This is a genomic window from Blastococcus sp. SYSU DS0669, from assembly GCF_054050895.1.
Genome location: NZ_JBJHAE010000001.1, coordinates 204283 through 214972, shown reverse-complemented (window position 1 = coordinate 214972; position 10690 = coordinate 204283). Strand labels below are relative to the sequence as shown.

At 71.3% G+C, this 10690-nt stretch carries 12 protein-coding genes; 2 read left to right on the top strand and 10 right to left on the bottom strand.

Features of this window, described 5'->3' with window-relative positions:
• Window positions 1–21: 21 nt before the first annotated feature.
• From fliG to ACI792_RS00970, 10 genes are all read right to left on the bottom strand, one after another.
• Window positions 22–1071: a flagellar motor switch protein FliG gene (gene fliG / locus ACI792_RS01015; RefSeq protein WP_456600930.1), complete on the bottom strand. Its 1050-nt coding sequence runs from the start codon at window positions 1069–1071 to the stop codon at window positions 22–24.
• Window positions 1068–2657, bottom strand: coding sequence for a flagellar basal-body MS-ring/collar protein FliF (gene fliF, locus ACI792_RS01010; RefSeq protein WP_456600929.1), 1590 nt, complete (start codon window positions 2655–2657; stop codon window positions 1068–1070). The genes fliG and fliF overlap by 4 nt, the downstream gene beginning before the upstream one ends.
• Window positions 2657–2971, bottom strand: coding sequence for a flagellar hook-basal body complex protein FliE (fliE, locus tag ACI792_RS01005; protein WP_456600928.1), 315 nt, complete (start codon window positions 2969–2971; stop codon window positions 2657–2659). Before fliE ends, fliF begins: the two co-directional genes overlap by 1 nt.
• Window positions 2971–3375, bottom strand: coding sequence for a flagellar basal body rod protein FlgC (locus ACI792_RS01000; RefSeq protein WP_456579318.1), 405 nt, complete (start codon window positions 3373–3375; stop codon window positions 2971–2973). The genes fliE and ACI792_RS01000 overlap by 1 nt, the downstream gene beginning before the upstream one ends.
• Before the next feature lie 2 nt (window positions 3376–3377).
• Window positions 3378–3725 carry a flagellar basal body rod protein FlgB gene (locus ACI792_RS00995; protein ID WP_456600927.1) on the bottom strand — a complete coding sequence of 116 codons (348 nt, stop codon included), beginning with the start codon at window positions 3723–3725 and terminating at the stop codon, window positions 3378–3380.
• A gap of 313 nt (window positions 3726–4038) precedes the next feature.
• Window positions 4039–4389, bottom strand: a complete 351-nt coding sequence (locus ACI792_RS00990; RefSeq protein WP_456600926.1) for a hypothetical protein — start codon at window positions 4387–4389, stop codon at window positions 4039–4041.
• Window positions 4386–4778 carry a flagellar export chaperone FliS gene (gene fliS, locus ACI792_RS00985; RefSeq protein WP_456600925.1) on the bottom strand — a complete coding sequence of 131 codons (393 nt, stop codon included), beginning with the start codon at window positions 4776–4778 and terminating at the stop codon, window positions 4386–4388. Before fliS ends, ACI792_RS00990 begins: the two co-directional genes overlap by 4 nt.
• A 46-nt stretch (window positions 4779–4824) precedes the next feature.
• Window positions 4825–6198: a flagellar filament capping protein FliD gene (gene fliD, locus ACI792_RS00980; protein WP_456600924.1), complete on the bottom strand. Its 1374-nt coding sequence runs from the start codon at window positions 6196–6198 to the stop codon at window positions 4825–4827.
• A 106-nt stretch (window positions 6199–6304) separates the two neighbouring features.
• Entirely contained in the window at window positions 6305–7477 is a 1173-nt protein-coding gene (locus tag ACI792_RS00975; protein ID WP_456600923.1) for a flagellin N-terminal helical domain-containing protein, read from the bottom strand.
• A gap of 138 nt (window positions 7478–7615) precedes the next feature.
• Window positions 7616–8467, bottom strand: coding sequence for a sigma-70 family RNA polymerase sigma factor (locus ACI792_RS00970; RefSeq protein ID WP_456600922.1), 852 nt, complete (start codon window positions 8465–8467; stop codon window positions 7616–7618).
• A gap of 335 nt (window positions 8468–8802) precedes the next feature.
• On the opposite strand from ACI792_RS00970, the gene ACI792_RS00965 reads away from it, so the two are divergent.
• Both ACI792_RS00965 and flgK read left to right on the top strand, forming a co-directional pair.
• The gene (locus ACI792_RS00965; RefSeq protein WP_456600921.1) at window positions 8803–9288 is read left to right on the top strand and encodes a flagellar protein FlgN; all 486 of its coding nucleotides are present in this window, start codon (window positions 8803–8805) and stop codon (window positions 9286–9288) included.
• Window positions 9285–10688, top strand: a complete 1404-nt coding sequence (flgK, locus tag ACI792_RS00960; protein ID WP_456600920.1) for a flagellar hook-associated protein FlgK — start codon at window positions 9285–9287, stop codon at window positions 10686–10688. The genes ACI792_RS00965 and flgK overlap by 4 nt, the downstream gene beginning before the upstream one ends.
• Window positions 10689–10690: the final 2 nt, after the last annotated feature.

The window sequence follows — 10690 nt, the reverse complement described above, 5'->3', positions numbered from 1 at the left end:
CGGCGCGACCCCGCGCCGTCGTCACGCGACGAACTCATCGTCCCCGCCGCGGTTGATGGTCAGCACGCCCTGCTCCTCGAGGGTGCGGATGACCGCGACGACCTTGGCCTGGGCCTCCTCGACCGTGCGGGTGCGCACCGGGCCGAGCAGCTCGATCTCCTCGGTGAGGTTCTCGGCGGCGCGTTCGGAGAGGTTCCGCTTGATCTTGTCCTGCACGTCGGGCCGCACACCCTTGAGCGCGGTGGCCAGGTCGTTGGCCTCCACCTCGCGCAGCACGAGCTGCAGGGAGCGGTCGTCGATGGTGACGATGTCCTCGAAGACGAACATCTGCGAGCGGACCTGGTCGGCGAGCTCCGGGTCGGTGTTGTCCAGCCACTCGAGGATCGAGCGCTCGGTCGGCCGCGGGGAGCGGTTGATGATCTCCACGAGGGTCTCGACACCGCCGACGGTGGTCATGTCCTGGTGCGCCAGGATCGAGCCCATCCGGCGGCCGAGCTCCTCCTCGACCAGCCGCACCATCTCCGGCGAGGTGCGGTCCATGGTGGCGATGCGGTGGGCGACCTCGGCCTGCTGCTCCGGGGCGAACCCGGAGAGGACCTCGGCCGATTGCGCGGCCGTGAGGTGGGCCAGGACCAGCGCGATGATCTGCGCGTGCTCGTCCTTGAGGAAGGTGACCAGCTGCCGGACGTCGGCGTTGCGCAGGGAGGCGAAGGGCACCTCGGTGTAGACGACGTTGAGCCGCGACAGGATGCCGTCGGCCTTGTCCTGGCCGAGGCCCGCGGCGAGGATCTCGCGGGCGAACTCGACGCCGCCGCGGCCGACGAACTGCTGCGCGGTCATCAGGCCGTGGAACTCGCGCATGACGCCGTCGACGTCCTCGAGCTCCACCGACCCCAGCTTCATGAGCTCGCGGGTGAGCGCCTCGACCTCGCGGGGGCGCAGCTGGGCGAGCAGGACGCCGGCCTCCTCCTTGCTCATCTGGGCGAGGAAGACCGCGGCCTTGCGCAGCCCGGGCAGCTCCGGCCGCGGCGGTACGACGACGGTGCCCGGCTGGATGCTGGCAAGGGTCATGACTTGGTCTCGCTGAGCCAGCCGCGGAGCATCGCCGCGACCTCGTCGGGTCGTTCGCTGACCATCGCCGAGATCTCCCCCCGCACCTTCGCCCGCTCGACCGCCTCGAGCTCCAGGGCCGCGTTGTCGAGCTGGACCTCCTCGCGGGTGCTGGCCACCCGGAGGCGGTCCAGCTCGGCGAGCATCTCCTCGTCGAGCTCCAGCGGCTCGTAGTCCTCCTCCTCGTCGGCACCGCGGCGGGAGCGGAGCCAGACGATGAGGACGACGAGCGCGATCCCGGCCGCGATGCCGCCGGTGCGGATCATCGACCACATCTGCTCGTTCGCCTCGGCCTCGCGCGCGGCCTCCATCGCCGCGGCGGCGTTCTCGGCGGCGGTGGCGTCGAAGGGCAGCGAGGCGACGGTGATGTCGTCGCCGCGGGCCTCGTCGAGGCCGACGGCGGTGACCATCAGGTCCGTCATCTGCTGCTGGTTGAGGTTGCCGGCGACGGCCTGGTCCATCACGACGGAGACGGTGAGCCGGTTCAGCTCCCCGGGGGCGCCCTGCACGACCTCGGTGGTCTCCCCGACGGCGTTGTTCGCCGTGGTGGACTCCTTGTTGTACGTGGACTCGCCGCCGGCGTCCCCGGCGGCGTCGGGCATGTTCTCCGGGCCCAGGACCCCGCCGACCGGGGCGCCGGCGCCGACGTACTCCTCGGTGGTGGTCTGCTCCGAGATCGGCGGGACGTCCTCGTCGAAGGTGTAGGTCTTCGAGGTGGTGCTGCGCTCGGAGAGGTCGACGTCGGCGCGCACGGAGACCACGGAGCGGCCCGGGCCCACGACCGAGTCGAGGATCTTCTGGGCGCTCGCCGACAGCCGGTTCTCGTACTCCTGCTCCACCTGCGACCGCGCGTCGCCGGCGGCTGCCGTCACGCCGGTGCCGGCGGCGGAGAGCACCTGGCCGGTCGAGTCGGCCACGGTGACCTGGTCGGGGTCCATGCCCTGGATGCTCGAGGACACCAGGTTGGTGACCGCCTGGATCTGCTCGCCGGCGAGCGCCGTGCCGGGGGCCAGGTCGAGCAGCACCGACGCCGTCGGCGCGGCCTTGTCGGTCACGAAGACCTCGTCCTCGGGGAGCGCCACGTGGACGACGGCGGAGTTGACGCCGGCCAGCGACTCCAGCGTCTTCGCCAGCTCGCCCTCCAGGGCCCGCTGGTAGGTCACCTGCTGCTGGAACTCGCTGGTGGTGATGCCCTGCTCGTCGAGCAGCGCGTAGCCGGTGTCGTTGCCCGCCGGCAGGCCCTGGCCGCTCATGGCCAGCCGCAGGTCGTAGACGGAGTCCTTGGCGACCATGATCGTGCTGCCGCCGTCGGCGAGCTCGTAGGCCACCCCCTGGGCGTTGAGCTCCTCGACGATGGCCGAGGCGTCGCTCGCGGCGAGGTTGGAGAACAGCGGGGCCTGGGTCGGCGTGGTGATCCAGCTGTAGAAGAAGAACCCGCCGAGGGTCAGCCCGGCGAGCAGCAGGCCGATGACGACCTTCTGCCCGAGGCTGATCGTGTCGAACGTGGAGCGGGTGCGCTCCAGCGTCCCGGCGAGTGCCGACTTCATCAGATCTGCATCCTCATGATCTCGTTGAAGGCCGCGACGGCCTGGTTCTTGATCGTCACGACCATCTCGGTCGCCACGCCGGACTCAGCGCTGGCGATCATGTAGTCGTGCACGTCCTTGAGGTCGCCGGTGGCGGCCTGGACGGCGAGCTCGCTGGAGGCCGACTGCTTGGCGCGGAGTTCGTCGAACGTCGCGGCCAGGACGGCGGCGAAGCCGTCGGTGCCCTCGGCCGCGGGGGTGCCGCGCGTGCTGCCGGCGACACCGGTGACGGCACCGAGCCCGACCGGGGTGATGCCGCCGAGCGGGATCGTCATCAGCGCTTCCCGAGCTGCAGCGCCGCCTGGTAGGCGGTGGTGGCCCGCTCGACGACGGCCAGGTTCGCCTGGTAGCCGCGCTGGGCCATCATCATGTGGGTCATCTGGTCACCCAGGTCGATGTCGGGGTACCGCACGTAGCCCTCCGCGTCGGCCAGCGCGTGGTCCGGCTCGTACACCAGCCGGCCCTCCGGGTCGCCGAACTCGGCGCGGGCCACGCGGACCCCGCCCTCGCCGCTGCCGTAGTCGACCGCCTGGGCGACGACGAGCCGCGCCTGGAAGGCGTCCTCGTCGGTGCGGCGCACCGTGTTGATGTTGGCGATGTTGTCGGCGGCGGCGTCGAGCCACTTCCGGTGGGTCATCAGCCCGGACTGGGAGATGCTCAGGGCCTGGAACATGCTCATCGTCAGGACGTCCTCAGGGCGGTGCGGAGCGAGCTGTACCGGCCGTCCAGCGCGTTGAGCGCCAGTTGGTAGCGCAGCCCGGTCTCGGTGGCGATGACGGTCTCCGCATCCAGGTTGACGTTGTTGCCGTTGGTGTTGGTCGGCTCGAGCGAGCGGGCGGTCGTGCCGCCGGAGATCACCGGCGTGGAACCGCTCCGGACGGCCCCGCGCAGCGACGTCTCGAAGTCGGTCCGACCGGCGAGGAAGCCGGGCGTGTTGACGTTCGCGATGTTGTCGGCGGTGACGCGCTGCCGCTGTGCGAGCCCGGCGAGGGCCGCCTTCAGGACCGTCGAGGTGGCGTCGGGGATCATCGAGCGGATCCTCGGCGGGTGGAGCAGGACACGATCGACCTCCGGGTACGCGGAACACACTCGCGAGCGAGTGCAGGGCCGCCGATCCGTGGCGAAGGTGGTGCTCTCCGTGCACACCTCTCATCGGCACGCGCCGCTACCCGCATGACCGCGCCCCCGGCACGGAAGGGGCGGCAGGAGCCGGGTGGGGCGGCGGTGACGACTGTGACCACCGCCCGAACCCGAACGCTGCCGGAGCGTGCCCGCCCCGGAAGGCGACGGAGCCCCGCTCCCCGAGGCGGGGGAGCGGGGCTCCGGACGTGCGGTGCGGCGGTCAGAGGGCGCGGTCGACGAACGAGGCGACGGGCCGGCTGGGGGCGTAGGACATGCGGGCGGCCAGGTCGCGCTGGCGCTGGGACTGCATGATCCGCTCGACCAGCTCCTCGGCGACGGCGAGCTGGTGCTGCAGCAGCCGGGCGGCGCGCTCGCGCAGGTCGTCGGGGAGCGGGCCCACGGTCGAGGGCGGGACCCAGTCGTCGATGCGCCGGCCCCAGGAGGCGATCTCCTCGGCGCGGCCGTGCGCCATGGTCTGCTCCGCGGCGAGCACCTCCCCCTCGAGGTGGGTGAGCACCGTGGCCCAGTCGGCGGGCTGCGGTGCGCCGTCCCCTGCCCGTCTCCCGGTCACGATGCCGAGGCTGCGCCGGCGAGGGAGGCCGCGGCCTGGCGCCACGCGTCGCGCAGCGGCTCGACCACCTGGCGGCAGGCCGCGATGCGGTTGCCGTCGAGCTTCACGTTGGCCTGCACCAGCTCGCCGATCAGCCAGTTGTAGAGCGAGGCCAGCCGGGGGCCGCCGTCCCAGACGTCGACCCGCAGGCTGGAGAGGAGCTCGTAGACGATCGCCTGGGCGTGCTGCAGCTGCTCGCTGGCCTCCTGGCGGTCACCGGAGGCCACGGCCAGCTGGGCGCGCTCGAGGTCGAGCGCCAGCCGGTCGTAGAGCATGACCAGCACCTGCTGCGGCGACGCGGTCGCGACCGAGTCGCCGAGGTAGCGGGCGCGGAGGGAGGCGGCACTCATCGGGGGGTTCTCCTGGGACGAGGGGGCGAAGCGGGAAGAAGCGGGATCAGCCCATCGCGCTGAGCTGACCGGCCAGCCACGTCGACTGGTTCTTGAGGGAGTTCAGCGCGGTCTCCATGGCGGTGAACTGGCGGGTGAGGGTCTCGCGGCGCTTCTCCAGCCGCAGATCCCAGGCCTCGATGCGCGCCTGGATGTCCTTGGCGTTGGCGTCCTGGCCCTTGGCGAGGGAGACGAGCGATCCCGTGGTGGCGTCGGACGCCGACTTGGAGACCTCGAGCAGCCGAGCGGCGATGCCGGGCACGGCCTTGATGACCGTGCCGTCGGCCCTGGTGCTCTCGGGAGTGCCGAGAACCAGGGCGCTGGCCAGCTCGGGATCGTCCTTCAGCGCGGTGAGGAAGGTGTCCTTCTTGAAGGTCACCGTTCCCTCCCGGGTCAACGAGAAGCCCGCCTGGGCGGGGGAGCCGCTGGCCCCGACGGCGCTCGAGACAGCGTCGAGCAGCCGGCCGGCCAGCTGGCTGACCGAGAAATCCCCGCCCAGCGCTGCGGTGCTGCCCTTGGTGTTGTTGGTGTAGTCCTTGACCGTCCTGATGGCAGCGTTCACCGCGTCGACCATCGTCTGCACCTTGCTGGCGACCGCGTCGGGGTCGCTGGCGACCGAGACCGTCACCGGCGAGGTCTCGACCTTGGCGACCGTGATCGTCGTGCCCGGCATGACCTTGTCGAAGACGTTGGTCGAGGAGTACACGGAGTAGCTGCTGGCGCCGCCCTGGCCGCCGATCTTCAGTTCTGCGTTCGCGCCCAGTGCCGTCGTCTCGAACGTGCCTGCCCCACCCAGTGAGAACCGGCTGTCCGCGCCGGTCTTCTTGCTGGTCACCTGGAGGACGTACTCGGGCGTTGCACCGTCGCTCACCTGCACGACGGCGGCGCTGAGCCCGAAGGTCTTGTCGGCGTTGATGGCGGCCGCGGCGTCGGCCAACGTCTGGCTGCCCCCGACTGCGATCGATCCCTTGACGGCGCCGCCGGCGTCGCGGACCTCGATGCTCGAGGCGCCATAGTCCGCGGACGGCGCGGTCCACGCGGTGGTGCCCCGGTTCAGGACGCCGTGGCTGCTGGCGACGCCCACGACCGTGAATGTGAGAGAGCCCGTCGGAGCGCCGGTGGTGGCGGTGGCGGCGACGCTCGACGACGAGCTGGAGGCCTTGGTCGGCGTCCAGGCGTCGGGCTTGAGTGCGGCTTCGGCCGCGGCGGTGATCGCCAGGAACGTGGTGTTCACGGTCCGGTATCCGGATGCGGCGTTCTCGGTCGCCTTGAGCCGGGTCTTCAGCGCGGTCTGCGACGCCCCTTCGGCGGCGACCAGCTGGTTGATCAGGTTCGTCGTGTCCAGCCCGGAGACGAGGCCGTCGACGCTCATGCCTGCCATGCGGTTCCTCCTGGTTCCGGTGCTGGTGCGAATGAGGGGGGAGGCCGCAGGGCCTCCCCCCTCACCCGGGTGGTGCTGAGGAGCTCCCTCAGCTACTCAGCTGGGATCAGCGGAGCAGCGAGAGGACGCCCTGCGAGGCCTGGTTGGCCTGCGCGAGCATCGAGGTACCGGCCTGCGACAGGATCTGGTTCCGGGTGAACTGGACCATCTCCTGCGCCATGTCGGCGTCCCGGATGCGGCTCTCCGACGCGGTCAGGTTCTCGACCGTGACGTTGAGGTTGTTGATGGTGTGGTCGAACCGGTTCTGCAGCGCACCGAGGTCCGCCCGGGTCGTCGACACCGTCTTGATGGCCTCGTCGAGCTTGGTGATGGCCAGGTCCGCACCCGACGCCGCCGCGAAGCTGATCTGCTTGGCGTCCGCGTCAGCTTCCGAGGTCGGAACGGCCGTCGTGAACGTGAGACCCGTGGTGGTGTTGGCGACCGTCGCGCCGACGCCGGCGTCGGTCAGAGCGGTCTGGATGGCCGCCGTCCGCTGGGCAGCGGTCGAACCGTCCGCGAACTTCACCGTGGAGAGATCAAGGCTCTTGTCGCCAACCGTGATCGTCCCGTTGAGCTTGTCGAAGCTCTCGGCGAGGGTGTAGTTGTTCGCTGCACCCACGGTGGCAACACCGGCGGTGCCGGTCGTGCCGTCGTGAGCGGTCTGGGTGCCGACCGTGCCGGTCAGAGCATCCGTAGCGGCCGCCAGGGTGACGTCCAGGCCGTCGATCTTGAGACCGGCGGCGCTCATGTCGGTGCCGACCTTGACGGTGATCTTCTCACCGGCGTTGGCGCCGACCTGGAAGTTGCCCGCGTAGCTACCGTCCAGCAGCTTGGTGCCGTTGAACGTGGTGGTGTCGGCGATCCGGGTCAGCTCGCTCTTGAGCTGGCTGATCTCGGACTGGATGTTGCCCTTGGCGTCGTCGTTCAGACCACCGGCGTTGCTGGCCTGGACCGACAGGTCGCGCATGCGCTGCAGGATGCTGTGCGTCTCGGTGAGCGCACCTTCAGCGGTCTGCACGACCGACACGCCGTCCTGGGTGTTGCGGACGGCGACCTTCAGGCCACCGATCTGCGAGCGCAGGCCCTCCGAGATGGCTAGGCCGGCCGCGTCGTCGGCGGCGCGGTTGATGCGGAAACCGGAGGAGAGCTTCTCCAGCGACTTCGACATCTGGTTGTCCGTGACGGACAGGTTGCGGTACGCGTTGAGCGCCGCGATGTTGTTGTTGACGCGCAGACCCATGGTGATCCTCCTTGGACGGGGCCGTACTGGGGTCCCGCTGCATCCGTGCTGCGGGCCGTGCTGGTGTCGCAGAGTGGGTTTCGGCCTGGGGCGGCTGGGACTTGAGGCGAACGAAACTTTTTCTCCGCCGTGTCTCCCTCAGGCGGGTCGGGCCGCGGCGCGCTCCGGGGTGATCCAGGCGCCCGCGGGGGCACGGGGCGCGGGCGGCGCCGGGACCGGTGACGGGAGCCTGCTGCCGGTCTGGCCGGTGAGCCGCTCGAGGTAGCTGCGCTGCTGGTTGCGCGCCCGGACCCCGCCGGTGGCCGGCACCGGGGTGCCGTCCCAGATCTGGCCCATGGCCGCGTGCAGCAGGGTCAGCGCCCGCGCGCGCATCTGGGAGACGCGGGAGAGCGTCACGCCCAGGTCTTCCGCGATGTCGGTCAGTGATTCATCACCGAAGAAATTGCGCTCGATGACCTCGTCGAGCCGGTCGGGGAGTGCGCGGATGGCTTCGTGCAGGTGCCGTGCCCGCTCGCTGCGCACGACCGCGCGTTCGGGGGACTCGCCGGTGTCGGGCAGGTCCAGCGAGCTGCCGTCGGGGCCGGACTCCGCGTCGATGCTCACCATCACCGCGCGGTGGACGTCGACCTGGAGGTGATCGAGCTCGCTGCGGGCGATCCCCAGGCTCGTGGCCAGCTCCTCGCGCGTGGGCGGCCGGCCCAGGCTGATGGTCAACGCGTCGGCGGCGGCGTCGGTGCGCCGGGCCGCGGCCCGCACCGACCGGCTCGCCCAGTCGCCGGAGCGCAGCTCGTCGAGCACCGCGCCCTGCAGCCGGGCCAGCGCGTAGGTCGCGAAGGAGGCGCCGGCCGACGGGTCGAACCGGCGGGCCACCTCGACGAGGGCCACGTGAGCGCAGGAGAGCAGGTCCTCACGGCTGACGTGGCTCGGCAGCGAGATGCGCGAGGCGACGGCGTTGACGGCGAAGGCGGCGAGCGGCAGGTGCTCGGTCACCAGGGCGTCGACCTCCTGGGAAGACCGCCCCTTGACCGGGTGCGGCGCCCGGCCGTTCTGCGGGCGTTCGCGCGACGGCCGGTCATGCGCGGCCCGCTCACGCAGGGATCGCTCGGTCGCGAGGGCACGGACTGGGGTCACGTCCGTATCTCTCGGCGGGCGGGGGGCGGGTCGGCACCGCCTCTCGGCACAAATCCGCACGAACTTGAGCGCCAGTTCCGTGCTTCGGCTCAACCCCCTCCGAGCGGGTGCCGATGGCTGCTGCGACGGCGGTGCCCGGCTCTGCGGCCGGGGCGACCGCGAGCACGAGCGAGACGACGGAAGGCGGTGGACACGTGGACTACCAGCACCTGTCGACGTTGCTGTGGCGGGAGCAGGAGCTCCTGGACCTGCTCCTGTTCAAGGCCGAGGAGAAGCAGTACCTGATCCTCACGGGCAAAACCCGCTGGCTCCAGCGCATCGCGCACGAGATCGAGGTGGTCCTCGACCAGCTCCGCACGCTGGAGGTGGAGCGCGCCGCGGCCACCGAGGCGCTGGCCCAGCGCCTCGGCATCGAGACCAACCCCTCGCTGCGGCAGGTGGCCGAGGTGGCCCCCGCCCCGTGGAACGACCTCTACGCCAAGCACCACGAGGCGCTGCTGGTGCTGGTCACCGAGCTGCGCAGCCTCTCCGACGCCAATCGCGAGCTGATCGAGGGCGGGCTGGCCGCCATCGGGGACGCCCTGCTGCAGGTGCGCGCCCCCTCGGCCGGCACCTACGGCGCGAGCGGCCGGCACTCCGACGGCAGCCACCGCGCGGTCACCCTGGACGGTGCCCTGTGAGCACGTTCAGCGGGTTGAACACGGCGACCACCGCCCTGTGGGCGCACCGCCGCGGCCTCGACGTCACCGGCCAGAACATCGCGAACGTCAACACCGAGGGCTACTCGCGCCAGCGGGTGGACCTGACGGCGGTCAGCGGGAGCACCGTGCCGGCGTTCTTCTCCACCAGCTCCGGCATCGGTCAGGGTGTCAGCGCCGACGAGGTCATGCGCATCCGCGACTCCTTCCTGGAGGGCCGCGGGCACACCGAGCACGCCAACAACGCGCAGCTCGTGGCCGAGACCGACGCCCTGCAGCTGGTCGAGCAGGCCTTCCGCGAGCCCGGGGACACCGGGATCCAGAAGATGCTGGCCGAGATGTGGAGCGGCTGGCAGGACGTCGCCAACAAGCCCGACGACGACGCCGCCCGCGGGCAGGTGCTCAAGCGGCTGGAGACCGTCGTCGGCGGCCTGCACTTCAGCCAGCAGCAGCTCGGCGGGCAGTGGGACCAGACCCGCGAGAACCTCGCGGTCCTGGTCGACGACGTCAACGCCGCCGCGGGCAACGTCGCCGAGCTCAACGTGGCGATCCAGCGGGCGACCCAGAGCGGCCTGCCCAGCAACGACCTCGCCGACCAGCGCGACCTGCTCATCATGAAGCTGGCCGACCAGGTGGGCGCCACGGTCCGGCACGGGAAGGACGGCGTGCTGGACGTGGCCGTCGGCGGGATGTCCCTCGTGTCGGGCGGCTCGGCGACGCCGATCGTCCTCACCGGGGCCCTCGACCCGGAGGCCGCCGGCACCGATCCGCTGCGCCTCGCGACCGCGGCGGGGGACTTCACCGTGCGCGCCGGCGGCACGGCGGCCGGGCAGCTCGCCGCCCTGAACACGATCATCCCCGGCTACCGCGCACAGCTCGACGGCGTCGCCGCGAACCTCGCGACGGCGCTCAACGACGCGCACACCGCGGGCTTCGACCTCTACGGCGCGGCCGGGACGGCGATCCTCGGATCCTCGGGCGGCGGCCCGGTCACCGCTACGTCGATCCAGGTGGTCATCACCGACCCCAAGCGGCTCGCCGCCTCGTCGGTCGGCCCGGGGGCGCCGAACCTCGACCACGGGAACGCCGACGCCATCGCGCAGCTCGCGACGTCGGTGACCGGCGTCGACGCCGGCTACCGCAGGATGATCGTCGAGCTCGGCGTCCAGTCGGCGGTGTCCCAGCGCAACCTCGCCATCCAGGGCAGCATCACGACCACGGTGGACGCGGCGCGCGACTCCGTCGCCGGCGTCAACCTCGACGAGGAGCTCACCAACATGCTCTCGTACCAGCACGCCTACTCGGCCGCCGGGCGCATGATCACCGCGATCGACGAGGCGCTCGACGTCCTCATCAACCGCACCGGCCTGGTCGGGCGCTGACC